The 24059-nt window shown below is 48.9% G+C and carries 26 protein-coding genes; 7 read left to right on the top strand and 19 right to left on the bottom strand.

The features are described from left to right. Positions 1–108: 108 nt before the first annotated feature. Positions 109–465: a hypothetical protein gene (locus tag NH568_RS22580; protein WP_138551734.1), complete on the top strand. Its 357-nt coding sequence runs from the start codon at positions 109–111 to the stop codon at positions 463–465. Next, complete coding sequence (locus NH568_RS22575; RefSeq protein ID WP_253110580.1) at positions 465–668, top strand: hypothetical protein; 204 nt, start codon at positions 465–467, stop codon at positions 666–668. The genes NH568_RS22580 and NH568_RS22575 overlap by 1 nt, the downstream gene beginning before the upstream one ends. Positions 669–673: 5 nt before the next feature. Here the strand turns inward: NH568_RS22575 and NH568_RS22570 are convergent, their stop codons facing one another. From NH568_RS22570 to gspC, 13 genes are all read right to left on the bottom strand, one after another. Then, positions 674–1249, bottom strand: coding sequence for a UPF0149 family protein (locus NH568_RS22570; protein WP_253110577.1), 576 nt, complete (start codon positions 1247–1249; stop codon positions 674–676). A gap of 3 nt (positions 1250–1252) precedes the next feature. Beyond that, a complete protein-coding gene (locus tag NH568_RS22565) occupies positions 1253–2011 on the bottom strand; it encodes a type II secretion system protein N (RefSeq protein ID WP_253110575.1) in 759 nt (252 codons plus the stop codon). 2 nt (positions 2012–2013) lie between these two features. Continuing rightward, the gene (locus tag NH568_RS22560) at positions 2014–2490 is read right to left on the bottom strand and encodes a type II secretion system protein M (RefSeq protein WP_253110572.1); all 477 of its coding nucleotides are present in this window, start codon (positions 2488–2490) and stop codon (positions 2014–2016) included. After that, complete coding sequence (gene gspL, locus NH568_RS22555; protein WP_253110569.1) at positions 2487–3695, bottom strand: type II secretion system protein GspL; 1209 nt, start codon at positions 3693–3695, stop codon at positions 2487–2489. The genes NH568_RS22560 and gspL overlap by 4 nt, the downstream gene beginning before the upstream one ends. Further along, complete coding sequence (gspK, locus tag NH568_RS22550; RefSeq protein ID WP_253110615.1) at positions 3695–4693, bottom strand: type II secretion system minor pseudopilin GspK; 999 nt, start codon at positions 4691–4693, stop codon at positions 3695–3697. Before gspK ends, gspL begins: the two co-directional genes overlap by 1 nt. After that, the gene (gspJ, locus tag NH568_RS22545; RefSeq protein ID WP_253110567.1) at positions 4674–5381 is read right to left on the bottom strand and encodes a type II secretion system minor pseudopilin GspJ; all 708 of its coding nucleotides are present in this window, start codon (positions 5379–5381) and stop codon (positions 4674–4676) included. Before gspJ ends, gspK begins: the two co-directional genes overlap by 20 nt. Next, positions 5381–5776: a type II secretion system minor pseudopilin GspI gene (gspI, locus tag NH568_RS22540; RefSeq protein WP_253110563.1), complete on the bottom strand. Its 396-nt coding sequence runs from the start codon at positions 5774–5776 to the stop codon at positions 5381–5383. The genes gspJ and gspI overlap by 1 nt, the downstream gene beginning before the upstream one ends. Beyond that, on the bottom strand, positions 5773–6396 hold the full coding sequence (locus NH568_RS22535) for a prepilin-type N-terminal cleavage/methylation domain-containing protein (protein ID WP_253110561.1): 624 nt from the start codon (positions 6394–6396) through the stop codon (positions 5773–5775). The genes gspI and NH568_RS22535 overlap by 4 nt, the downstream gene beginning before the upstream one ends. Positions 6397–6401: 5 nt before the next feature. Beyond that, on the bottom strand, positions 6402–6827 hold the full coding sequence (gene gspG / locus NH568_RS22530) for a type II secretion system major pseudopilin GspG (protein ID WP_253110560.1): 426 nt from the start codon (positions 6825–6827) through the stop codon (positions 6402–6404). Between the two features lie 72 nt (positions 6828–6899). Continuing rightward, complete coding sequence (gspF, locus tag NH568_RS22525) at positions 6900–8126, bottom strand: type II secretion system inner membrane protein GspF (protein WP_138543047.1); 1227 nt, start codon at positions 8124–8126, stop codon at positions 6900–6902. After that, the gene (gene gspE / locus NH568_RS22520; RefSeq protein WP_128064772.1) at positions 8126–9613 is read right to left on the bottom strand and encodes a type II secretion system ATPase GspE; all 1488 of its coding nucleotides are present in this window, start codon (positions 9611–9613) and stop codon (positions 8126–8128) included. The genes gspF and gspE overlap by 1 nt, the downstream gene beginning before the upstream one ends. Before the next feature lie 58 nt (positions 9614–9671). Continuing rightward, positions 9672–11729, bottom strand: coding sequence for a type II secretion system secretin GspD (gspD, locus tag NH568_RS22515; RefSeq protein ID WP_253110558.1), 2058 nt, complete (start codon positions 11727–11729; stop codon positions 9672–9674). 28 nt (positions 11730–11757) lie between these two features. Beyond that, positions 11758–12654 carry a type II secretion system protein GspC gene (gene gspC / locus NH568_RS22510; RefSeq protein WP_253110556.1) on the bottom strand — a complete coding sequence of 299 codons (897 nt, stop codon included), beginning with the start codon at positions 12652–12654 and terminating at the stop codon, positions 11758–11760. A gap of 241 nt (positions 12655–12895) precedes the next feature. Between gspC and hslR the strand changes: the two genes are divergently transcribed. The 3 genes from hslR (at position 12896) to NH568_RS22495 (ending at position 15961) form a co-directional block, all read left to right on the top strand. Beyond that, positions 12896–13306: a ribosome-associated heat shock protein Hsp15 gene (gene hslR, locus NH568_RS22505; protein WP_253110553.1), complete on the top strand. Its 411-nt coding sequence runs from the start codon at positions 12896–12898 to the stop codon at positions 13304–13306. Between the two features lie 11 nt (positions 13307–13317). Continuing rightward, positions 13318–14163: an Hsp33 family molecular chaperone HslO gene (hslO, locus tag NH568_RS22500; protein WP_253110551.1), complete on the top strand. Its 846-nt coding sequence runs from the start codon at positions 13318–13320 to the stop codon at positions 14161–14163. 259 nt (positions 14164–14422) lie between these two features. Next, the gene (locus NH568_RS22495) at positions 14423–15961 is read left to right on the top strand and encodes a phosphoenolpyruvate carboxykinase (RefSeq protein WP_253110547.1); all 1539 of its coding nucleotides are present in this window, start codon (positions 14423–14425) and stop codon (positions 15959–15961) included. A gap of 97 nt (positions 15962–16058) precedes the next feature. Here NH568_RS22495 and NH568_RS22490 read toward each other — a convergent pair whose 3' ends face one another. Genes NH568_RS22490 through ompR form a run of 3 tightly spaced genes read right to left on the bottom strand, consistent with a single transcriptional unit; the run spans position 16059 to position 18825 of the window. Then, positions 16059–16763 (bottom strand): hypothetical protein, encoded by a 705-nt coding sequence (locus tag NH568_RS22490; RefSeq protein WP_253110535.1) that lies wholly within the window; start codon positions 16761–16763, stop codon positions 16059–16061. Next, entirely contained in the window at positions 16756–18105 is a 1350-nt protein-coding gene (gene envZ, locus NH568_RS22485; RefSeq protein ID WP_253110532.1) for a two-component system sensor histidine kinase EnvZ, read from the bottom strand. The genes NH568_RS22490 and envZ overlap by 8 nt, the downstream gene beginning before the upstream one ends. After that, entirely contained in the window at positions 18106–18825 is a 720-nt protein-coding gene (gene ompR / locus NH568_RS22480) for a two-component system response regulator OmpR (protein WP_253110528.1), read from the bottom strand. It lies immediately after the preceding gene. 210 nt (positions 18826–19035) lie between these two features. Between ompR and greB the strand changes: the two genes are divergently transcribed. Together greB and NH568_RS22470 are read left to right on the top strand one after the other, a co-directional pair. Next, entirely contained in the window at positions 19036–19509 is a 474-nt protein-coding gene (gene greB / locus NH568_RS22475) for a transcription elongation factor GreB (RefSeq protein ID WP_253110516.1), read from the top strand. Positions 19510–19594: 85 nt separating this feature from the next. Beyond that, positions 19595–21931: a Tex family protein gene (locus NH568_RS22470; RefSeq protein WP_253110513.1), complete on the top strand. Its 2337-nt coding sequence runs from the start codon at positions 19595–19597 to the stop codon at positions 21929–21931. 74 nt (positions 21932–22005) lie between these two features. Here the strand turns inward: NH568_RS22470 and NH568_RS22465 are convergent, their stop codons facing one another. From NH568_RS22465 to bioH, 3 genes are all read right to left on the bottom strand, one after another. Then, on the bottom strand, positions 22006–22899 hold the full coding sequence (locus NH568_RS22465; RefSeq protein WP_253110510.1) for a putative metalloprotease CJM1_0395 family protein: 894 nt from the start codon (positions 22897–22899) through the stop codon (positions 22006–22008). Continuing rightward, positions 22899–23207 (bottom strand): hypothetical protein, encoded by a 309-nt coding sequence (locus tag NH568_RS22460; protein ID WP_253110507.1) that lies wholly within the window; start codon positions 23205–23207, stop codon positions 22899–22901. The genes NH568_RS22465 and NH568_RS22460 overlap by 1 nt, the downstream gene beginning before the upstream one ends. A 103-nt stretch (positions 23208–23310) precedes the next feature. Beyond that, entirely contained in the window at positions 23311–24048 is a 738-nt protein-coding gene (gene bioH, locus NH568_RS22455) for a pimeloyl-ACP methyl ester esterase BioH (protein WP_253110503.1), read from the bottom strand. Positions 24049–24059: the final 11 nt, after the last annotated feature.

Below are 24059 nucleotides of genomic sequence, written 5' to 3'. Positions count from 1 at the left end.
AACTAAACTAAGTAATAAAAAATTCCTAGCACTAAACTTGCTTTTATTTCCCTCATTTTATTACACTGGCGACATCTTTTAGCTGTTTAGATCAAAGTAGTTGCAGTTATGAAAAAGTACCTGATTTTAGTTGTGGTGATCCTGGCCCTGTTCACCATAGACCACCCGAGCATCAAAGAGCCACGCGAGCAAATGATCCAGTATGGTGTAGACCTGCTTGGAGATACCAGCAAAGCCCAGTACAGTATGGCAGCGAAACTGGCCCGCCAGCAGATCAATAAAGAGCTGACTTTGACAGAGTCTGAGCAGTCTTACATCATGTCTGCATTATCAACCAATGAGAAAATGAAGGTGTTTCACCTGAAGTTTTGTGAAGGCAATGAGCTGAATATGTATTTCTATGGTCCGAAGCTTCTGACAGTGTGTGAGATTGCAGCGAGTTCATTGAAACAGGCGGGTTTGTAATGGATTTTTCTCAACTCAACAAAGCCAGGGCTAAGTCTTTTAATGACCAAAAGGCCCTGTTGAAAAAATTAAGCAAAGGTCAGACTGTATTATGCTCACACTGCAATCAGCCTGTGTCACTCGACCTGACCGGTGCTGAGGGGACTAAAGGCAGTGCCCATTGCGCGAAAGGCTGCACCCACATCGCTCTTGATTTGATGTAACTGAGTTACTCGTTATACAGGCCGCTGGCCAGAGCGACTTGCTCTATCAGTGCGGCATACCCTTGCGCAAAGTCGTTAGCAAGGCTAAGTTGCTCAGCACAAAAGGCAGCCATATCATGCCCCCCTTGCTGACAAAATTGTGCAACTTGCTGCTCTTCCAGGCTGAAAAAAGCCAGCTGTTCAGTGGCCATTTGCAACGCCTGAATCAACTCTTGTGATATACCTGAGGCACTCATCAGGCGTTCATAATACAGCTGGCTGGCCAGTAAAAATCCCTGACTCCACTGCTGCTTTTCAGCCCACAGAGACTGTGCCTGCACAGGCAGAGAAAACTGGCCAGAAAAAACCTGCTCGCTAATATGGTGATGTAATGCTAAAAAAGCGAACACAGTATGCTCTTCTAACGCCTCATCATTCAAACTCACCTCACTCAGCCATTGTTCTGGCTCTATTCCATCTGGACCACAAATCAGCGCAAACAGATAGCCTTCAACGCCACGCAGACTCATAGCTCCAGGGCGTTGCTCAAGATACTCGCTGAGCGCAGCCTGATGCTGCGCCTCATAACTAAAGGTCATCATTGTTTATAAACTTACCGGGTAACGCCCTTCACTATCCGGGCGTCCTAAGAACTTAACTGCGTCGTGGACTTCTTTAGGTAACGAAGCCTCTGGTTTGATATTGCCCGCAACGCGGAACTGCATGTTGGCAGCCAGGGTTGCATCAGCACGCAGCCCAAGGCGATTTTCCGGATCCACCGTCACGGCGATATCGCCAGACTTACAGGTCAATGTACCACTCATATCACCGATACTAAACCAACCCGTGAGGCCTTTGATATCAATATTCGGGCTACTGATCTCACCATTAAGCGCTTCACAATAAGGCTGTCCGGTATGGTATTCATCAATACTCAAAATCACACGGCCTTTGGCATCCACGGGCAAAGGCAGTGTAACCTGCTGCATAGCCTGCTCAACACTAAAGCGCAGTATCGCATCGTCCAGCTTAGCCGACTTATCCAACAGTGACATCGAAAAATTACTGTTGCCTGAGATTTCATCCAGTGTTCTGGGTGAACCAAAGCGCACTTTACCCTGCACCTGGCCGGTCAGTAGTCCCCAACCATTAAGCTGCCAGGTAACGTCATTGAGCTGAACGTTTTCATAGCGCACTTCGCTGATCCGCCCTTCCCATACAGAGCCAGACACGGCGCCAACAGACAAAGCGCGTGGCAGCGATCCCTGTGACAATTGTAAAACGATACTGGCAGGCATAGTGATAGCGGCAAACACGCTAAACGCCAGCAAAAAAACCAGTACCAGACTGATGATCTTTTTCATACTTATTTCTCTAATACCAGACGACTAACTCGAACATATCCGGGAGCATCTTCTTTGCCCAAATCCAGGTTAGCCACTTTAACACCATGCTGATTGGTCAGCTCGTCCAGCCAGGCAATCAACTGGTTAAACTCTACATTGTCGATATTCACACGTAGTGAGTTATCGCTGGGTTGCATTTTACTGATGGCAATTTTATATCTACCGCGAGTACGGTTGACCAGCTGAGTCAAGTTCACATTGCCCGCAGAGGCGCGACTTGAACTCTGACTTTTCAATTGCGTCACACTTTTGCTTACCCAGGAAACCAACGCCTGTTGTTTATCAACTTCTTTTTCTGCTTTTTCTACCGCATTGTTCAACGGGCGAATTATGCCCATTACCAATACAAATACGCTGAACACAACCCCGGCAACAATCAGTAACTTTTGTTCCTGCTCTTTGAGGGACTGCCAATAATTGATCACTTGCTGTTTCATGCTGCACCTCGAATGCGGATCTCGCCGATCACGTAATCGCCATCATTATTAAGGGCGCCCTGCTGAACTGTCATACCACGCTGTTCGAGGATACTTTTCACCTGACCAAATACCTGGAAGCCATTTGCTTTAGCACGGATCCTTAATTCATTACGACGTTGATCATACCGTAAGGTCTCAGGCTCAAAGTCTTTCACCTCGTCAAAAACCGTCACAAAGTGGTTTGTCAGCTCCAGAAATCCTCCCTGCTGCTCACCAGATAAACTGTTCAGCTCGTTCTGGATTTGTTTCTTTAACAGGTGTGGGCGTACGACTTTATTCGGAAATGCCTGCTTGTAACTCGCAACGGCCTGAGCACTGAGTTCATCGGCCTGACTCTGTAGCAAGAGAAGCTGGGTCGATTTGACTGCAATGAAACACACTAATGCGACTGAAGCCGCAATCAAGCCACTGCGCCAGTCACGCCACCATTGTGGCTGCTTCTTCTTAGCTGCAAATTTGCCCTGACGTAGATTAAACGCTTCAAGTTCCAACTGCTTGGCGAACAGCGCAAGGGGTAAGTCATACTCACCTTCCATTGCTTCTAATGTTTTTTCAGATTCCAGCGCCTCACCCGGGCTAAAATGCTGTATGCGCTCAGCAGGCAATAAGCTCAGATAACCCGTCAGCCAGTCAGGTTCAACACCGCTCACCTGCCATTCAGCTGTGCGGAACAACCACTGTGTACCCAGCTCAATGGCACTGACTGCATTTTCCTCTGGTGCTGGTAGCAATAACGCATCAGGTATCAAACGCTGCACACTGATATCAAAGTCATCAAATAACGTCATCCAGGCTGCCAGCCATGCTTTGTCACACAGGGCAACATCTATGGTGTGCTGCTCATCACGCTGACCCGCTTTGCCAACCGCAATAAAGGCCTTATCGATGTCACAGGCAATTTGCTCTTCTAACATAAAGGGCAGAGCCTGCTCCAGCTTCCTGTTCCATTTTGCAGGTAAATCAATCGTTTTTAACTGCACGCTAGAGGCAGGAAGCAACACAGCAACCGAGCGGCTTTGTGCTTTTTCGCTTAGCTCACCGAGCAGTCCGGCATGCTCCAGCTCACCGCTGGCAATGATCTGCGCATCTTGCGCCGACCAGACCAACCAATGAACTGGCTCTTGTTGTGAGTGACCCACACGGATCATCAATTTTTCTGACACTAAACGCCTCCAAATTTACGCGCTAGGATGCTCGCCCGACCCTCTTTTATTTCGATTATTGAGGTCAGGCGAAACAAACGCTCATCGAACTGAGCCTTTGCTCGTAACTTAAAATAATTGCTTGAAATAGTAAAAATTTTCTCGTTCTTTTGCTTATCTGAAGCACCTTGATTCGCAGCTTCAGTGTAAAACTCCTGAATCGAGTCAAAGCCTTTTTCCGGTCGGGCAGAAATAATCGCCTCCGCGCCAGACTGACTTAACCCTTCCATTAACGCACTCAGTAACAACGCTTGCTCAGGCTGTATCGTATTGACGTTTATAGCCAGCTCAGTGTTACCGGGAATCACACAGACATAGGGCAATAGCTTTTCCATCACTAACGGATTGAACCCTTTGATGACCCTCAGCTCACTGACCGACGCAAACAAATTATTCGCCGTCAGATATGGTGTTCTGAGAGACATATATTCATCTTCTTCAGCACCAGAGCGGAACGTGATGCTGTCATCGTCCAGCCAGTCATACACGCTGTCTGCCATCGCCTCTTCACTCTCTTCACTTGGCAGATCTTCGATGTTCTTCAACAGTTCAAGCAACGCTTTGTGTGCTGGGTTCGTCTCGTTCCGGGAACCCGTATTCTTCGTTTTGGCGCGTAATGCATTAAGGTTTAAGCATGCCTGTAAGTCAGTGATCTGACCGCTCAATGTGCCATGGTCGACCGGGTAAGGGACCTCTTCCAGTGCCCAGGGCTGGCCAAGGTGCACTTTATCTGGCTCATCTTTTCGACTGTCCAGTAAGACCTTCTTCACCAGCTCTTCTGCGCCGTAGCTATACCACTTTGCCTGTTGGTGGGTTTGCAGATTGGTCGCTTTTTGCACCTGGACCATCAGGTTCATGGTCATTTCCGTCGCAATCGTCGCGGCCAGGGCCACGATGAATAGAACAATGACTAACGCTGCACCACGTTGAGATCTCACGCTAGCCCCTCCTTTGTCCATCATCATCATTCTGATCGCCGCTATTATTATTCCCGTTGCGATTATCATCATCGCTGCTGGCTTGTTTAACCTTTCCGTCGCCCGGAGTTAAGAAAATACGCCGGATAGGCTCGGCATCTTTTTGTTGCACTGTGACGGCGACCGCTAAAGGCAGAGCTTTAATATCCCAGTTATTTTGCCATTTTTGCTTGTCGTCAAGGAATTCAAACTTGAGCTCCTCAACATTTTCAAGGATCACCTGACTTCGGGGCTCTGTACCGTCCAGCTGATCAACATAAATTCGATAAATACGTTCAAGGTTGTCGTCTACAACCCGGTACCCGACAGCCTGCAACTCAGAGCGTGGAAGTAGACTGATCGGATTCGTCCAACCGTCCCGAACAAAGGCAATGCCATCGTACTGGCTGTTTAAATTATAACGACCATGAAGAATGTAAGTTGGGCTGAAGTCTCCGGCCTCGTTACGTACCTCTCGCTTGGTCATCTGGTTGAAATCCTGGTCCATTAAACGAAACATCGTCTGTAATGACTCCAGTTCGGCCACGGTTTCCTCGGATGCCTCTTTTGCTCTGAGTGTGGTATCGAGTATCTGGTGTGTTGCCGTCACAACCATGGCGAGAATAGCCAGTGCCAGTAATACTTCTATCAGGGTAAATCCACCTTGCCGGGCAGTGTTCTGAAACTGCATTACCGCTTCCCTTTTTTGTAGATAAAGGTGGTCAGGTCATACACCGAGTGTTCACGTTTTTCATCGGAAAAGACTTCAATGGTGACCTTTACAAAAGTCGGATCTGCTGTTGCAAGAGTAGACTGAGACCAATACCAGGTTACTCCGCCCATTTCCTCGTCGCCCTTAAGGCCATTTCTGACAGCCCCTTCTTTGGCGCCAGCACGCATCATAACGAGGCGGTTTTCCGCAACCCAGGATGCATAAGCCTGCTGCTCCAGCGTACCAATGTGATTGATATGCTCACCCGTTGCCTGCATCGCGGCGATACCGGCCACAGCACAAATACTGAGTGCCACCATCACCTCAAGTAGCGTAAACCCAACTTGTTTTGTTTTTACGATCAGGCCGCTCATGAGTCTTCCGGCTCCTTGCGTAAATTCACCGGCGCCATGAACTCGCCCTCAATAAAGTACACGGGCTCGCTTTGTTCATCTAGCTCCAGGCTGAGTTGAAATGCACTGACTTCGCCTGATGAGAGCAGCAATACCTGAGGGATCTTTAATTTCTTAAGTTCCAACAAGCTTTCTTCGTCACCGGAGCCCATCAGCTCACGCCAGTTAGCCTGCTCCAGCATATTGTCTTGTGCCCAGGCGAGATCTTCAGTGGTGAGTTCTATTTTATACTCATCCGGATAGTCTATGGCCTGATACAGTTCTTCCACGTCGAATGTGGTCCACTTTTCACCGTCAAACACCAGGAACTCAAGCTTTTTCTTGTCCAGGTGAAAGCCCAATTCAATTTGGTTGAGAATGGCGAATTCGGAAGCCATGTTAATCACACTGTGCAGTCGCAGCGCTTCGCGCTCCAGTTCTTCTTCCATATCATCTGACAAGGTGTAAGTGACCAGATTGACTGAAAAGCCAATGATCACCAGCACCATCAGGATTTCGATAAGGCTGAATCCGGCCTGACGACCGGGTTTAGGTGAGTGTGCTTGTTGCACACTCCGCTGAGCGTCTACTGCTGTGCGCATAAGAATTAACGGTCTTCTTCGCTGTCCCAGTTCCCTAGGTCGTCATCAGTACCTACTTCGCCGTCTGGTCCCATGGAGAAGATATCGATCTTGCCCATCTCACCCGGGCTGACCAGCTGATAAGGGTTGCCCCATGGATCTTCTGGCAATTTTGAGATGAAGCCGCCGTCAGGGAAACGTTTAGGCACAGGGTCGATGGTGGTTTGTGTTACCAGCGCTTCCAAACCTTGCTCTGTGGTTGGGTACTTTTTGTTTTTCAGCTTATACATTTTCATTGCGTCTTCAAGCTGACGAATGTCCAGCATCGCTTTTTCTTTTGCTGCATCTTCTTGCTGACCCATGATGTTAGGTGCCACGATTGACATGATCATCCCGATGATCACCAGAACCACCATGACTTCTAATAATGAGAAACCGGATTGTTTATTCACGTTATTTACCTCAATGCTGTTAGCGCATGGCAAAAAGCCAAGGCGCTGATGTTGTATATGCAATTAATTTGACTACAGACCAATTGCTTTGTTCATCGCCATGATTGGCTGTAGGATAGCCATTACGATAAACAGCACGATAACAGCCATGCTTGCAATCATGGCGGGTTCGAGCAGTTTTAACGAAACGCTGACCATACTTTCGAATTCCCTGTCCTGGTTGTTGGCGGCACGCTCAAGCATTTGCTCCAGTTCACCGGACTTTTCACCACTTGCAATCATATGAAGCATCATGGGCGGAAATAGCTTTGTTTGTGCCAGTGCAGCCCGCAGACTTGCACCTTCACTCACATGGGTTGCCGCATCTGTGACAGCGGCTTTGATTTTTTCATTTTCCAGTACCTGGCCAGAGATTTTCATACCTTCTAACAACGGCACTGAACTTGAAGACAAAATACTTAAAGTGCGGGCAAAACGCGCCGTATTAATACCCCGGCTGATTTTGCCAATACCAGGAAGCTGCAAAAGCTTAGCGTCATACCAAAAACGGACTTTGGGCCTCTTCAGGGCTTGTTTACTCAAAAACACACTACCAAATATCACCACCAGTGAAATCATCCAGTACGCCTGAACGAAATTACTGGCAGCCATTACCCACTCTGTGGTCCAGGGCAGTACCTGCTTGGACTTCTCGAAAGTTTTAAGGATTTTCGGTACCACGGTACCCAGGAGAACCGAGACTATGGCAATAGCGAAAATCACCAGGATGGTTGGATATACCATCGCCTGAGTGATCTGGCTGCGCATGTGCTGTCGCTGTTCGGTGTAATCCGCCAGGCGATTCAGTACCTGGTCTAAATGACCTGACTTTTCGCCCGCAGCGACCATAGCACGATAAAGATTATCAAAGACATGTGGAAACTCAGACATTCCATCGGCCAGCGTGTAGCCTTCCACCACCTTGGAACGCACAGCCATCAGCATACGCTTCAGGCGCGGCTTTTCACATTGTTCTGCAACTGCCATTACCGCTGCTTCTACCGGGAGAGAGGACTGTATCAGGGTTGCTAACTGGCGTGTGATAAGGGCGATATCGGATACCGAAGGCTTGTAACCCCGGGTCAGGGTGAAGCCGCCCGAACTGGCCGACTTTTCCTTTTCCGCAGCCGGAGCTACCTCCAGCGGCATCATGGCTTTTTCGCGCAACATCTGGCGAACCTGTTTGGCGGTGTCCGCCTCCAGAATGCCTTTTTTCTCTTTTCCTTTGCCGTCTAAAGCACGATACTCAAACGCTGCCATTAGCCTTCCTCACGGGTGACCCGCATCACCTCTTCCAGCGTCGTCTGGCCTTTTAGCACCCGCGCACATCCATCCTGACGAATACTCGGACTGAAAGTACGAATGTACTTTTCTACCGACTGCTCGCCTTTACCGTTGTGGATCAGCTCACGAATGTGCTCATCTACTATCAGTAGTTCATGAATACCGGTTCGACCCTTGTAGCCATTAAAGTTACATTCTTCACATCCTACGGCGCGATAAATAGTGGTTTGCGACCCTTTTTCAACACCTAACAGCTCACACTCACGATCGTCCGCCAGATGGGCTTCTTTACAGTTCGGGCATAAGGTTCGTACCAGTCGTTGTGACAAAACACCCAACAATGATGACGACAGCAGGAAAGGCTCAACCCCCATATCTTCCATCCGGGTAATCGCACCCGAAGCCGTGTTCGTGTGCAGCGTTGACATAACCAAGTGACCGGTCAGAGACGCCTGAACACCGATTTGTGCAGTTTCCAGATCTCGGATCTCACCCACCATCACCACATCGGGATCCTGACGCAGGATAGCGCGCAAACCACGGGCGAAGGTCATATCTACTTTCGGGTTAACCTGAGTCTGGCCAATCCCCGGTATTTCATATTCAATGGGATCTTCTACGGTCAGTATATTGCGATCGCGGGAGTTAATCTGCGTCATACCTGCGTACAAAGTGGTACTTTTACCGGAACCCGTCGGGCCGGTAACCAGAATTATACCGTGTGGCTTGGCTATGATCTCGGCAAACAACTCACGGTTGCGTTCTGTCATACCCAAGTCTTCGAGGTTCAGACGTGCATTGTTCTTATCCAGCAGACGCAATACAACGCGTTCGCCAAAGCTTGATGGCATGGTCGATACCCGCACATCAACCGCTCGACCAGCAATGCGCAGACTGATCCGGCCATCTTGCGGCACCCGTTTTTCGGCGATGTCGAGCTTCGCCATTACTTTGATACGCGATACCAGCAATGAAGACAGCTTACGATTCGGCTTGAGCACTTCTTTTAGCACGCCATCCACCCTAAAGCGGATCACCAGTTCCTGCTCGAAGGTTTCGATGTGAATATCCGACGCGCCTTCTTTGATAGCTTCACTGAGCATGGCATTGATCAATTTAATGATCGGAGCATCATCATCAGCTGCCAGCAGATCTTCCGTTTGCGGCATTTCTTCAGCCAATGAGAACAAGTCAACTTCGTTTCCGATGTCTTCCATCATTTGCTGTGTTTCAGAGCTGTCACGCTGATAAGACGCTTCCAGCAGCAGTTCAAACTTATCGTCGTCCAGCTGCTCCAGAGTAAAGCCCGCCTGAGCAATGCGACGCACTTCGAGCAGCGCATCCAGCGAGGGCTGACCTTTGTAGTAAACTTTCAATCCGTCTGGCTGTTGACTCAGCAACAGACTCTGACGTCTGGCATAGGCAAAGGGCAGGCGCACATGTGACGCTGCTTCTGGTTCCATTGCCTCGTCCAGCGCAAGCGCCGTCTCGTCATGGCCGTCGATCAGTTCCTGTACCGCCTCAGTCATTGTTCTTCTCGTTTTGCTCGTTCAGAAACTCTTCATACGTTGGCGGTAGCACCATCGCATCGTCCCACTGCGGCAGAATTGGCGCATCCTGCAGCGGCATCAGATCAATACCATCTTCACGCTGCTTAGTCTGTTCACCACGGATAAACTTGTACTTAGCATGGCTCAGCTCGTTCATGCTGCGGCTGTCACGAACAATCGTCGGACGAATAAATACCAACAGGTTACGCTTACGCTTGGTGGTATTGGTTGACTTAAACAGATGGCCCAGTACCGGAATATCGCCCAGTAACGGAACTTTAGAAACACTTTCTTGTACGTCTTCGTCAATCAGACCACCCAGGATGACCATACCGCCGTCATCAGCAATGACAGTCGTATTGATAGCACGTTTATTCACTGAGATATCAACCGCGGTTGCACCACTGACGCTGGAAACTTCCTGCTCAATGGTTAGCTGTACAGCTGTACCATCATTAATTTGTGGGGTGACTTTTAGTTTCACACCCACTTCCTGACGATCCACCGTCTGGAATGGATTCGAGTTATTCTCACTGGCAGTTGAGCCAGTAATGATAGGCACTTCCTGGCCGACAATCATGGATGCTTCTTCATTGTCCATGGTTGTAATAGAAGGTGTAGCAAGGATATTCGAGTTGGTATCGGTTGATACGGCCTGGATGATCGCGCCCCAGTCGTTTTTCACAACGCCCATTGCCAGACCATTGATGCCGCCCAACAACGATCCTAGCGGCCCTAAATCACCTTCTTGTGTCTCGTCATAGGAAGTCGTATTACCCGACTCCGTACCAATCACGTTTTTAGTGACAGTCTTATCACGAGCCTGCTCGGCAGCCACAGCCAACGCCCCAACCGGAACGGTGGTACCATTATTAAACTGCAACATGCCGCCTTTTTCGGTGATCCATTGCAAGCCAAAGTTGATACCATCCCCTTCCTGTACTTCCACCACGATGGCTTCAACCAGAACCTGAGCTCGACGCACATCAAGCTTTTCGATGACGTTGGCCAGTGATCGCATGGTATCCGGCTGTGCCGTGATCACCAGTGAGTTAGAATCTTCATGGGCTTCGATGCTAGTCTCATTTTGATTGTTGCGAGTACGGGTTTTACTACCGCCCTGCGCTTCTTCCTGCAGGGTTTTACTCACTCCTTGCAGCACTTTAACCAGCTCTTCAGCCTTCGCATAATCGAGATAGAAAACCTGGGTATTGCCCTGGTTTTCCAGCTCTTCATCCAGACGTTTAATTAGTTCGATCGCGCGGGTACGGGCTTGTACCTCACCACTGACCACCACACTGTTAGTACGGTTGTCTGAAACGATCTTAGGGATCAAAAACTGTGGTACCTGGTTTTTACCACCGTCTTTATAAATTTTTTCGACGACCTGCACCACGTCATCAGCCGTTGCATGCTTCAAGCGTACAATGTCAACACGCTGGTCACCCGCCTGGTCCACCGACTTGATAATGCTGACCAATCGATTTACCGAGGCAGCATGGCCTGTCAACATCATGACGTTGGCAGAGTTAAAGTTGGTGACGTGACCACCATCTTTTTGGTCACTGAACTGGCGAATAAGCGGACCAAGTTCCTGTACGCTGACGTTTTTAACCTCAACAACCCGGGTGATCATCACATCGCCGTTATCAATGTCACCGTCACCCACTAAAGGTACATTGGCTTTTTTACCATCTGAGCTGCGCACAACTTTGAGCACCCCAGTTTCCATCTCTACGACCGCATAGCCGTATACTTCCAGTACATTGAGGAAAAACTGATAGTACAGCGCTTCGTCCATCAGCTCGTAGCTGCGGACATTAATATTGCCCCGAACGTTGGGGTCGATGATGATGGTCTTATTGAGGTTCTTACTGATGATATTAATGAATTCGTTAATATCAGTGCCTTTAAAGTTGGCCGCATACTCAACCGCAGAAACAGACAAGGACAATCCAGCCGCAAATAACAGAGCTGCATACTTAGCTAACCCTTTTTTGATTTTTGTGAGGTGTAGCTTTCTACCCATGATTTTTATAACTCCAAAATTATAGTCTTTACAGGCTAAATTGCACATCGACAGTCTGGCCGTCACGTTCAATCGTGATATTGGCATCAGTACTATTTCTCAGCTCATTCATCGCTGACATAGCCTGTTTCATATCCGTGAGTTGGAAGCCATTAATAGCAATGGCGAGATCGTTATTTTTAAGCCCCATCTTCTTAAACAGTTCAGGGTCTTTGCCCGGACGTAAACGATAGCCAACCAGCTGGCCATTACGTCGCTCAGGCGAAATACGAATGTAGTCGAACAATTTGCCCGGCTCGGCCAGCAACTCATCACGGCGCTGTTTTAGCTCTTCACGGGCTTTGTCACTGATCTGTTTTGGCTGGTTGCGGTTAGCAGTACGACGAGATTGTACCGGCGTGGCAACCTGACGACTAAACTCAATACCGTCCAGCATCAGGGTTTCAAACCGACCACTGACGTCCAGGATGACTCGATCAGGCAGTACCTGAGCCAGTTTGGCACGCGTCCCCTTAACGGGATCCTGCACCACATAGGTTTCCTGGCGACCCTGAGATTCTATAATAGCAAGACCTGCTGCATCATTCTGGCTGACCGCAACGATGCCCGTCAGCCGCACATTTAGTTGCGTTTCAGGCGCATCAGAAATCACTGGTTTGGGCGCTTCAACAACGGTTTTTTCGTTTGCCTTGCCAAATATGTTGTGGCCAAGAATGGTTTGGCTGCTTACCGCAGCAGAGGTTTGCGCGTACATCTGCGATTGAGTGGGCAAAGGCTGAGTCTGAGGAACTGGCCAGAGCAGCCAAAATAACTTAGCACAAAGAAATGCGATATACACAACAGCCAAATACACCACCAGGCGGCTAAGCTTCGCATGGGGTAAGTCATGTATTAATTTTTGCAACTGTTGTAGCTGTAATTCCATATGTCATATTCTTATTCTGTTGAGCGCCTCAGTGTACCGCCTCGAATTCGATTCAACAAGCACGCGTATATGAAACTTTAAAGTAAATAGGTACAACTTAGGATACCTACCTGAACACAGTATTAACAGTGCTTGTGGCTGAGATGTAACCACATCAGAGCGTGTCCAGATGCTTTTTTTGCCTCATCAAATGTGTTAAATTTCACCGATTAAATTAGCTTTGGGCATTAGTTAACGAATTGTGACAAAAGTCAATCAAGAAAACAACCTAAGCGAAGTGAAAGTACGCCTGGACAAATGGCTCTGGGCGGCACGCTTTTATAAAACCCGCACCATAGCCCGAGAGATGATCCAGGGTGGCAAGGTACACTACAACGGCCAGCGCTGTAAACCCAGCCGAACGGTTGATGTTGGTGCGGTGATAAAATTGGCACAGGGCTTCGATGAGAAGGAGATCACCGTGCTGAAGTTAATAGAAAAGCGCCAGAGTGCGCCTATCGCTCAGACACTCTATGTGGAGTCCGAAGCCAGCCTTGAAAAACGGGCGCAAAACGCCATCGCGCGCAAAAACAACAGCTTTTTTGCACCGCGCCCCGAGCATAAACCAGATAAAAAGCAGCGTCGCGAACTGCTCAAACTGAAATCTAGCTAGGATCTGAATTGATGCAACAAGATTTACTTCATCGATATATTTTCGATCAACTCGATGTACGTGGCGAACTCGTACAAATTGAACACACCTTTAATGACATTATCAGTGGCCATGACTACCCGAAGGAAGTGCAAACCCTGTTGGGTGAACTACTACTTGCGTCCAGCCTGCTGACCGCCACGTTAAAGTTTGAAGGCGACATCACAGTACAATTGCAAGGTGATGGACCGGTCAAATACGCTGCCATCAACGGTGACCACAAGCAAAATATGCGTGGCATTGCCCGCCTGCAGGGTGAAGTCACAGGCAGCAGTGTTCAGGATCTGATGGGCAAAGGCTATATGGTGATCACCATTACTCCAGATAAGGGCGAGCGCTATCAGGGCGTTGTACCACTGAGTGGCGAGACCCTGGCTGCCTGTCTGGAAGACTATTTTGTTCAGTCTGAACAATTGAAGACTCGTTTGTGGTTCGCCACCGATGTCAGTGGCGAGCGCGCTAAAGCAGCTGGACTATTTTTACAGGTGCTGCCGGTAGACAAAGCCAAGTCGGAAGAAGATTTTGCCCATCTGGAAGCACTCAGCAACACCATTAAAGATGAGGAGTTGCTTACACTTGACGCGCAAACAGTGCTGACACGCTTATATCACGAAGATAACCCACAGTTGTTCGAGCCACAGGAAATTAATTTTGTCTGCGGTTGCAGCCGCGATAAAACCATCAGCGCTTTGGTCAATATTGGCCGAGATGCTTTGCTTGACGATGTTCAAAAGCAGGGTGAGATTAATATCAGCTGCCATTACTGCCTGAAAAATTACCGATTTGAAGAGCAAGATATTAAGGCAATTTTTAATTAGCCAGGCTACTTTTATCAAATTGGAGACAAGCCGCCATTTTGGCGGCTTTTTTGTCGCTAAAAATTGATACCGGTGTCATTTTAAGGTCACATTTCATGACACCGGTATCATTGAAATTATTCGATTTTTTTGACAAATTTATGGCGTTTTACCCCGTTTCAGGGCTCGAATATCTGAATTTCATCTGTTACTATGATTTCAGCTTTTGGTGAAACTTCTCCAGAGCTATCCCGTTCAATTCTCACATTTAGGTATAAACATGACTTCAAGCGCTACTCGTTTTGTCGATTTAACTGCAGCTGAACTTGTCGAACACGCCATCCGCCGTGGTGAAGGGACTTTGGCCGCAAATGGAGCTTTTGTAGCAAAAACTGGCCGCCGCACAGGGCGTTCACCTAACGACCGTTTTATCGTTAAAGAGCCAAGCACAGAAAATGACATCCAATGGGGTAACGTTAACCGCCCATTCGATGCAGACAAATTCAACGCGCTGTGGGCCCGTGTAGAAGCACACGTGAACAGCAACGACCACTTCGTCTCTCACCTTGAAGTGGGTTCAGATCCTGAACACTATTTACCCGTTGTTGTAACAACAGAAACATCCTGGCACCATATTTTTGCCAAGAACATGTTTATCGAGCCTGAAAAATACAATGCAGCTGATTTACCCCAATGGCAGGTGATGAATGTACCTTCTTTCGTTTGCGACCCTGAGCGCGACGGAACAAACAGCGACGGTACAGTGATCATCAACTTTGCAGAGCGCAAAGTGCTTATCGCAGGTATGCATTACGCCGGTGAAATGAAAAAGTCTATGTTCTCTGTACAAAACTTCCTGTTACCAGCGAAGGGCGTACTACCTATGCACTGTAGTGCAAACGTAGGCGAAGCAGGCGACACCACATTATTCTTTGGTTTGTCTGGCACAGGTAAAACGACTTTGTCGGCAGATCCTAAACGCTTCCTGATCGGTGATGATGAACATGGCTGGGCACCTGGCAGTGTTTTCAACATCGAAGGCGGTTGTTACGCAAAATGTATCGACCTGTCTCAGAAGAACGAGCCGGTTATCTGGAACGCAATCAAGTTTGGTACCATCCTTGAAAACGTAGTACTGGATGAACAACGTGTTCCTGATTTTAATGACACTAGCCTGACACAAAATACCCGTGCAGCTTACCCGCTTGAGCACGTTGAAAAGCGTAAAGTAGAAAACCGTGCCGGTGAGCCTCGTGCAGTAGTGTTCCTGACTTGTGACGTGAGCGGCGTACTACCTCCAGTGTCTATTCTGTCTGAAGAAGCAGCAGCTTACCACTTCCTGAGCGGCTATACAGCCAAAGTGGGCTCAACAGAAATTGGTTCTACGTCAGACATAGAGTCAACCTTCTCAACGTGTTTCGGCGCACCTTTCTTCCCGCGTCCGGCAGGCGTTTATGCTGAGCTTCTGATGAAACGTGTACGTGAGTTCAACTCAAAAGTTTACCTGGTTAACACTGGCTGGACTGGCGGTCCTTATGGCATTGGTAAGCGTTTCGATATTCCGACCACACGTGCTGTGATTGATGCTATCGTTAACGACACACTGGAAGGCGTAGAAACACAACACATTGACGCGCTAAACCTGGACGTACCGGTTGCTGTACCAGGTGTAGACAGCAAACTGCTTAACCCAATCAACACCTGGGAAGACAAAGCAAAATATGCTGAGTATGCGTCTAAGCTGGCTGCAGACTTCGAAGCCAACTTCGCAAAATACGATGTCTCTGAAGCCATCAAATCAGCTGGCCCGCGTGGCTAAGCTGACTTAGATTCAGATTCCTTTATCAAAAGCGCCCCTCGTTGGGCGTTTTTTTATGCCTGAATTTAGGGCAGAACTGAAATCGAGCACAGCCCGACTAGAACGTATTTTTAAGCTGTTTCCAGGCTGTGGCGAGGAGTTGCCTTAAGGTCACCGGGATCACGGCAAGTAACGCCACCCCCTTATCAAAGTTGGGGTTCACAGTGCAGTAATGGGCTATTTCTGCTTTGTTACTGGCTTTAAACTGAGCCACTTCTGCAGCTGAGTAACGTGTTTTTCGCCCCACCACTTTAAGACACAGCATCCCATTCACATCACTCTCAAGCCCAGTTGGATTTAACGCCTGATACAATTGAGACTCCGTCGATGAGCCTGTCGCGGTTGGATAAACCGTGGCAATGTTCTTTGCCATAGCCCGGAACATGGCAGGGCTAAGCATGGTATCTGCATATAACAAAGTGCGCCAGGGCCGGCGCAAATAAACCTTGGTTACCTCAAGAATAGAAAAAGAAAAAGTATTGTTCTTACCCCGAAACTGCGGTAAAAACCCGGCCGATGCGCCAATCACGCAAAACGCTTGATGGCCGTCATCGAAGGTCAGCAAACAGTACCCTGCCAGCTCACCGGCTTCACTGTAATAGAGTCTCAGCCGCCGATGAATTGGCCCGTCTTGCTCAAAGTAGTAAGCAAAATAGGCCTCTGGCTCTATCCCCTCAAAGCACTGCCCAATGATACTAAGCAGCTGAGCTCTGGTTACTGCACTCAAACAGCCAGGCAGATAAGATAAGTCGCGTTTATTCACCGGGCTTTGACTGCTCAGGTGCAGAATTGATGGCACCGAATTTTTTCGCGACCGGTAGCATGACTTCCGCACTCAGGCCGCCTTCTTTGCGATTGCGCAGGCGCACTTTTCCGCCGTGGGTGGACACTATCCGCTTGATGATGGCAAGGCCCAAACCACTTCCTTCACTCCCCCGTGCCTGATCACCTTGCTTAAACGGCTCAAAGAGCGATTCTAACTCCTCTTCCGGGATCCCGGGGCCCCGATCCTTCACTTTGATAAACACCGCTTTATGACGAGCACTGAATTCTGTCATCACCTCTATCTTGTCCTCAGAATAACGGATGGCGTTCTCAATCATATTAGTGACCACGCGCTTCAGTGCAACATGGTTCATCATGACGGCGGGGATATTTGCCGTCGTTGTCAGGACGATTTCTCTTTGATGCTGTTGTTCGGCATGCACAACTTCTTCAACAACCGCATTGACATCATCCAACACCATTTCTCCGCTGTTATGATGTCTCAGGTACTCAATAAACTGATCGATGATGGCATTCATGTCTTCAATATCGTCGATAATTCCTTCTTTTAAATAGGCTTCCTCATCCGACATCATTTCTGTCGCTAAACGGATACGCGTCAATGGCGTTCTTAAATCATGCGATACACCCGCCATCAACAAACGTCGGTCATTCTCAAGTTCTGCGATCCCTTTGGACATTTTATTAAATGCACGAGTTACTTCGATAACCTCCGTGGAGCCATGTTCAACCAGGCGGGTAGAGAAATCACCGACTCCAACCCGACTGGCCGCAATCTGTAAGGCCTTAAGCGGCCTATTCAGGTGCCGAGCAAACAACCAGCCTCCGAGTACGCTTAAAAAGCCGATACTAGAGAGATAGAATACGAGAAATTCCATTTTGGTTTCAGAAAAACCAGTGAGGGGCACCCGAACCCAATAACCCGGTGCCTGAGGTGCTTCTACCCAGTATACAACGGGGTCGCCCTGGCTGATCCGCACCCGGGCAGATCCATTGAGCTGTTCAGACATACTGCGCGATAACAGAGTATATTCCCTGGCCTCTCCAAGCCCGTTGCGGTACGCCTCGCGCTGAGCCATAACCTCGATACCTGTGATCTCAAAAAATTTTTCCGATAAAGTGGAGTCGACCTCAACGCCTTCTTCCCAATCAATGAACACTGTTTTAACCTGCTTGGCAAGCATCAGGTTAACCTGTTCAAAGGTCGGCTTAAACACGTACAGGGTCACTGTAATGTAGGAAACAATCTGGTTGATCAGCAGCAGCGCACCGACAAAAAATACCGTCTGTCCAAATGCGCTACGAGGCAGGATACTCATTTACTTCTCGCCGTCCGGGACAAAAACATAACCCAGGCCCCAGACTGTCTGAATATAACGGGGGTTAGAGGCATCTTCCTCAATCATTCTGCGCAAGCGCGAAACCTGAACATCAATGCTGCGCTCCAGTGCGCTATAATCTCTGCCACGGGCCAGATTCATCAGCTTGTCACGACTCAGCGGCTCTCTGGGATGGCTCACCAGCGCTTTTAACACAGCAAATTCGCCGCTGGTCAGGGCGATGGTTGCATCACCTTTTTGCATTTCCCGGGTTGCCAGGTTGAGTTTGAAGGCACCGAATTCGACTTCATTTTCTTCGACCGCTGGCGCACCAGGCACTTCTTTAGCGCGGCGACGTAACACCGCCTTGATCCGTGCTAATAACTCACGCGGATTAAATGGCTTGGGCAAATAATCATCTGCGCCCAACTCCAGGCCAATGATACGATCAACTTCATCTCCCTTTGCCGTCAACATGACAATGGGTATTTCATTTTCTTTTTGCCTGAGGCGACGACAGATAGACAAGCCGTCCTCCCCTGGCAACATGAGATCCAACACCATCAGATGAAAGTTTTCACGTTCAAGCAATCTGTCCATTTGTTCAGAATTAGCAGCACTGCGAACAATAAAGCCCTGCTCAACCAGATATCGCTCCAGCAGGCTGCGTAAACGCATATCATCGTCAACGACTAACACTTTAGTGGTTTCATTCCCCATTGGCATTCTTCTTATTTTTTCTCTAGTTGACCCTAAATATAATTGAAAATAAAACGCTTAGACACCATAAACACAGAATAAGATTGTTACCGAACGTTACAGGTGTGCCCCCGGTTTGGCCATGCAGATCCCGAGTTTCGTGGAATTGGTATGCACCCAGATCCGGAGTACACTAGACACATGTCGACGTTTCACCCTAGTATGCACAAGATGAAAACCAACCTAATTACACCTGAAGGCTATCGAAGGCTTCAGCAGGAACACGATCACTTATGGTTTGAAAAGCGCCCGGAAGTGACCAAGATCGTTAACTGGGCAGCAAGTTTAGGCGATCGCTCAGAAAACGCCGACTATACTTTTAACAAACGCTTACTACGCCAAATAGACCGCCGCGTCCGCTATTTACGTAAACGCTTGCCAGACTTGAAAATTGTAGAGTACTCGCCGCAGCAGCAAGGTAAGGTCTATTTTGGTGCCTGGGTCGAAATAGAGAATGACGATGGCGAAGTTAAGCGTTTTCGTATTGTAGGGCCGGATGAAATCTACGAGCGGAATGATTACATCTCTATCGATTCTCCCATGGCAAGAGCACTACTCGGGAAGTCAGTTGATGAAGAATACAGTGTAAAAACCCCGCAAGGGGAGATGCTTTGGTACGTCAATAAGATCGATTACACTGCCTGACCACATCCGTTCCAGATATGATATGATGACCGCAAATGCTGGCCAAGAAATAGAGCTAGCCAATTGAACTATATAAGGATTTTGCATGAGCAATATCTCAGCCCGTTTAGCTGCTGAGCTAAACGCATCACAACAGCAAGTGGATGCTGCTACCGCGCTACTGGATGAAGGTGCGACCGTTCCGTTTATAGCCCGTTACCGTAAAGAGGTAACCGGTGGACTGGATGACACTCAGCTGCGCTTACTCGAACAGCGCCTGGGCTATTTACGAGAATTAGAGGAACGCCGAGCCTTCATTATCAAGACCATAGATGAGCAGGGCAAACTCACTGAGCAACTTGCATCAGAACTAAATCAGGTACAAAGCAAGACTGAACTGGAAGATTTATACTTACCCTACAAGCCCAAGCGCCGTACCAAGGGTCAGATAGCCATTGAAGCTGGGCTTGAGCCACTGGCCGCTCTACTGCTCAGCGATCCGGATCAGGCACCCGAACGAGCAGCTGAAGCCTATATCAATGTCGAGAAGGGCATTGAGGATAGTAAAGCGGCGCTGGATGGTGCCAAGTTCATCCTGATGGAACGCTTTGCAGAAGATGCAAAATTACTCAGCAAGTTCAGAAACCAGTTAAAGCAACATGGCTACTTACAGAGCCGTGTTGTTCCAGGCCAAGAAGACGCAGGCAGTAAATATCGTGACTACTTTGAACACGACGAAAAACTGGCAGGGGTCCCGTCTCACCGTGCGCTCGCCATGCTCAGAGCTCGTAACGAAGGCATTCTGCAGTTGTCTATCAACCCGGAACCACAAGCAGAAGATCCCCAACAATATTGTGCCCAGATGATAGCGGATCACTACGGTCTGGACGTGTCGGGCCGCGCTGCAAGTAGCTGGTTAATGACCGTTGTGCAGTGGGCCTGGAAAATCAAACTGGCCACGCATCTTGAAAATGAAATGCTGGGTGCTACCCGTGAATTTGCTGAGCAAGGCGCCATTGATGTCTTTGCCAAAAACCTCAAAGATCTACTGATGGCGGCTCCCGCGGGACCGCGTGTGACAATGGGGATCGACCCAGGTCTCAGAACCGGGTGTAAGGTTGCCATTGTCGACAAGACGGGCAAGTTACTGGCAACCACTACAATTTTCCCACACGCGCCACAAAATCATTGGGATAAATCTCTGCGTACACTGGAACAACAGTGTCGTCAGCACAAAGTGGAGCTGATTGCCATTGGCAATGGCACGGCCTCTCGCGAGACAGACAAACTAGCCACCGAGCTGCTGAAAGCCGCCAGTGAGCTGAAGCTCACTAAAGTCATGGTCAGTGAAGCAGGCGCGTCGGTCTACTCCGCTTCGGAGTTTGCTGCCAATGAATTTCCGGATCTGGATGTCTCGTTACGTGGTGCCGTGTCGATCGCTCGCCGCTTACAGGACCCACTTGCTGAACTGGTTAAAATTGAGCCTAAGTCGATTGGTGTAGGCCAGTATCAACATGATGTATCACAAAGTCAGCTGGGCCAGACACTAACGACCGTTGTAGAAGACTGCGTAAACTCGGTTGGTGTCGATGTCAACACAGCCTCAGTGCCTCTATTAACGCGTGTTTCTGGGTTAAATAAAACATTGGCCACCAACATCGTTAAATTTCGGGATACCAATGGCTCATTTAGCAACCGTAAACAGCTGAAACAGGTAGAGCGTCTGGGGCCAAAAGCATTTGAACAGGCAGCGGGGTTCTTGCGCATTGCCAATGGTGATGATCCTCTGGATGCCTCAGCGGTTCACCCCGAAGCTTACCCTGTGGTGAAAAAAATATGCGGTAGTAAATCACTGGATGTCACCGCACTGATAGGTAACAGTGATGTACTGGGCAAACTGGATCCTGCCGACTATGTCGATGACAAATTTGGTGTGCCAACCATCACTGATATTCTGGGCGAGCTGGACAAGCCAGGTCGTGATCCTCGTCCCGAGTTTAAAACGGCTCAGTTCAAAGCCGGGGTAGAGACCATTTCCGACCTAAAGGTTGGCATGACCCTTGAGGGCGTCGTCTCTAATGTTGCTAACTTCGGTGCCTTTGTCGATGTTGGCGTACATCAGGATGGACTCGTTCATATTTCAGCACTGACGGACAAGTTTATCTCAGATCCACGAGAAGTGGTTAAGGCGGGTGACATTGTAAAAGTTAAAGTCATTGAAGTAGACGTAGCCCGTAAACGGATCAGCTTTACCATGCGACTAAACGATGAGATCCCGGCAAGCGCAGGACAAAAACAGAGTAAGCCTGCCGCGCAAAAGCCCGGAGGCAAGTCTCAACGACCAGCACAGCGCAAAGACACTCGACGTGACAATCGTCGCGACAACGGCAACGCAGCGATGGGCAATGCCTTTGCTGAAGCCTTTGCCAAGCTGAAAAAGTAATTGCTGACACACACAACGACACAGGCCCGCATAAGCGGGCCTGTGTCGTTTAACTTATTGGGCTTATTTGCTATTTAAATTACCACCGATAGCTGAGACGCTTCTTTGGGCTTGGCAACATGGCCGTAAAAGCCTTCTATTCTCAATGCCCGTGACGCTATTTCAGGATCCCTGTCGATAGGCAGCGCGACAGCAAATGGGTCTACCTCTTCTTCCAAGCGCGCAGACTCAGGTTGCTGCTCGCTTACCTCATCTTCATTCAGGCGACGAGTTTGATACCCCACAACCCGGTTGCCGTTTTCATCCGTTTCTTCACCACTGATAGATTGTTTAGCAAGATCAGCCTGGGCTTGTGCAATTTTAGCCGTTGCATCTGCCGCGATAGCTCTGTCTGCACCCGAAGGCTCTGCCGGTGCTAACGCTGCAGCACGAACAGTTTGCATTTTGTCTATGGTTTCACGCGGATCCCCAGTCGGCGCTACGTCGATCATCACCTCGCCGCCGACAGCATAATTGTTGCCGTCCGGACCGCGTTGATATTCATAGCTGGGCGACCCGGCATATTGACCACCCACTCTGGCATGCGCTTCTTCGTGCAAGCGCACTTCCCGATCCCGCTCTTTCAGTTCTTGTATCTGAGCTTGCTCTGCTTCCAGTTCAGCCTGTTCACGATCGCTTAGTTCTTGCTGATCCTGTTGATTGCCCTGATCACCTTGCTCCCCTTCCTGACGCTCTTCAATCGTTTTACCATCTTTAAGCTGACCTGTACTATCGTACAGGCCGGAATCATCGGCAGAAAAAGTTTTTTGTTTTTCCCCGTCAGACAGCGGCTTGTTTTCAGTAAACGCAGGGGAGACCGGCGCAGGTTTAGGAATAACCTCGCGGAGCTGATTGTCACGTTGCGCCGTCTCAGTGTAGACGTTCGCCGTGTTTAGGTTCATCGCCGGGGGTGGCGTTACTATATTCATTACACTTTAATATCAATCAAAGTACCCAATACTTCGTCGGCTGTACGAATAGTCTGTGCGTTCGCTTTGGCGTTAAATTCTGCTACCTTTAGGTCAACCACGGCTTCGTCTAACCTGGGAGGTTGTCCCACAGGTGCGGTGACGCCTTCATTACCGGATGCGCCCTGAAGTTGTCGTTGCTGTGCAACCTGCTGCTCGCTCTGCTGAGCCAGTGTTGCCTTATTAATGTCGGCTGCGGCTTGCTCGGCACTTTGGCGGGCAAACTCAAAACCCTGAACACCTGCATTGAGGATATCATTGACTGCCATATCTCGCCCTAAAGTTAGAAAATCTCAACCTAATTATTGCTCAATTTATAGACAAAATAAAGTAAAGGCGGCAAAAAATTGCCGCTTTTTCCATTGTAGAAAACTAAAGAATTGATTTTAAATGAGTAACAAACTCGTCTTTGTGGGAAATAAACGGCGCATGTGATGCTTTGGAAAAGGTAAACGCCTTAAACTGCGGATTGAGTGCAGCCATTCGCTCAATCGCATCGCTCGGTACCAGTGCATCGAGGCGACCAAAAAGCCCGAATACAGGCTGGCTGAGTGCACCAAACTCAGTGCGGTAATCACAGCTTTGTAATGCATCCAGCCCAAGGCTGAGCGCGTTGGAGTTCGGGGCTGGTAGCTGACCTAACAGCTGACGCAATTGTTTAATATCATCCCGGGCATGTTCGCTTCCCATTGCCTGAATCGCGAGAAATCGCTCTATGGTTTTGGCGCTGTCATCGGCCAGTGCTTGTTTAAACCCTGCCAGCACTTTCGGTTTAATCCCTGGCCAGTCTGGCTGCTCCACAAAGCAGGGATTAGATGCCACCAGCACAAGTTTGGCGACTTTTTCCGGATATCGATGCGCCAGATTAAGGGCCACTAGCCCACCCAAAGACCAGCCAACCAGCACAGAGTTATTGTTCAACTGAGCTGCAATGTCATCCGCAACCTCATCCAAGGTGGAGATATGCTCAGGAAACGCCGCGCCGCCAAAGCCAGGCAAATTCACCGCACGGACAGGCAAAGCTTGTGCCTGCTGAAGCTGTTCAGCGCTCAGCTGCCATACTTGTTTATTCATTCCCCAGCCGTGCAATAGGACAATTTCGCTTTGCATTAACTCACTTC

This window comes from Pseudoalteromonas sp. XMcav2-N (assembly GCF_024124545.1).
Lineage (GTDB): Bacteria > Pseudomonadota > Gammaproteobacteria > Enterobacterales > Alteromonadaceae > Pseudoalteromonas.
Note: the sequence above shows the minus strand (reverse complement) of the source record. Positions and strands in the feature narration are given on the sequence as shown.

Excerpts from the sequence above, each read along its gene's own strand:
- NH568_RS22495 (WP_253110547.1), top strand. The coding sequence starts at position 14,423 with ATGACTTCAAGCGCTACTCGTTTTGTCGATTTAACTGCAGCTGAACTT.
- NH568_RS22460 (WP_253110507.1), bottom strand. The coding sequence starts at position 23,207 with ATGGCAGTCAATGATATCCTCAATGCAGGTGTTCAGGGTTTTGAGTTT.
- NH568_RS22580 (WP_138551734.1), top strand. The coding sequence starts at position 109 with ATGAAAAAGTACCTGATTTTAGTTGTGGTGATCCTGGCCCTGTTCACC.
- NH568_RS22560 (WP_253110572.1), bottom strand. The coding sequence starts at position 2,490 with ATGAAACAGCAAGTGATCAATTATTGGCAGTCCCTCAAAGAGCAGGAA.
- NH568_RS22470 (WP_253110513.1), top strand. The coding sequence starts at position 19,595 with ATGAGCAATATCTCAGCCCGTTTAGCTGCTGAGCTAAACGCATCACAA.
- gspJ (WP_253110567.1), bottom strand. The coding sequence starts at position 5,381 with ATGCAGTTTCAGAACACTGCCCGGCAAGGTGGATTTACCCTGATAGAA.
- NH568_RS22575 (WP_253110580.1), top strand. The coding sequence starts at position 465 with ATGGATTTTTCTCAACTCAACAAAGCCAGGGCTAAGTCTTTTAATGAC.
- bioH (WP_253110503.1), bottom strand. The coding sequence starts at position 24,048 with ATGCAAAGCGAAATTGTCCTATTGCACGGCTGGGGAATGAATAAACAA.
- ompR (WP_253110528.1), bottom strand. The coding sequence starts at position 18,825 with ATGGGGAATGAAACCACTAAAGTGTTAGTCGTTGACGATGATATGCGT.
- NH568_RS22465 (WP_253110510.1), bottom strand. The coding sequence starts at position 22,899 with ATGAATATAGTAACGCCACCCCCGGCGATGAACCTAAACACGGCGAAC.
- hslO (WP_253110551.1), top strand. The coding sequence starts at position 13,318 with ATGCAACAAGATTTACTTCATCGATATATTTTCGATCAACTCGATGTA.
- gspC (WP_253110556.1), bottom strand. The coding sequence starts at position 12,654 with ATGGAATTACAGCTACAACAGTTGCAAAAATTAATACATGACTTACCC.
- NH568_RS22535 (WP_253110561.1), bottom strand. The coding sequence starts at position 6,396 with ATGCGCACAGCAGTAGACGCTCAGCGGAGTGTGCAACAAGCACACTCA.
- gspI (WP_253110563.1), bottom strand. The coding sequence starts at position 5,776 with ATGAGCGGCCTGATCGTAAAAACAAAACAAGTTGGGTTTACGCTACTT.
- NH568_RS22565 (WP_253110575.1), bottom strand. The coding sequence starts at position 2,011 with ATGAAAAAGATCATCAGTCTGGTACTGGTTTTTTTGCTGGCGTTTAGC.
- gspK (WP_253110615.1), bottom strand. The coding sequence starts at position 4,693 with ATGGACAAAGGAGGGGCTAGCGTGAGATCTCAACGTGGTGCAGCGTTA.
- NH568_RS22570 (WP_253110577.1), bottom strand. The coding sequence starts at position 1,249 with ATGATGACCTTTAGTTATGAGGCGCAGCATCAGGCTGCGCTCAGCGAG.
- gspF (WP_138543047.1), bottom strand. The coding sequence starts at position 8,126 with ATGGCAGCGTTTGAGTATCGTGCTTTAGACGGCAAAGGAAAAGAGAAA.
- greB (WP_253110516.1), top strand. The coding sequence starts at position 19,036 with ATGAAAACCAACCTAATTACACCTGAAGGCTATCGAAGGCTTCAGCAG.
- envZ (WP_253110532.1), bottom strand. The coding sequence starts at position 18,105 with ATGAGTATCCTGCCTCGTAGCGCATTTGGACAGACGGTATTTTTTGTC.
- gspD (WP_253110558.1), bottom strand. The coding sequence starts at position 11,729 with ATGGGTAGAAAGCTACACCTCACAAAAATCAAAAAAGGGTTAGCTAAG.
- gspE (WP_128064772.1), bottom strand. The coding sequence starts at position 9,613 with ATGGAACCAGAAGCAGCGTCACATGTGCGCCTGCCCTTTGCCTATGCC.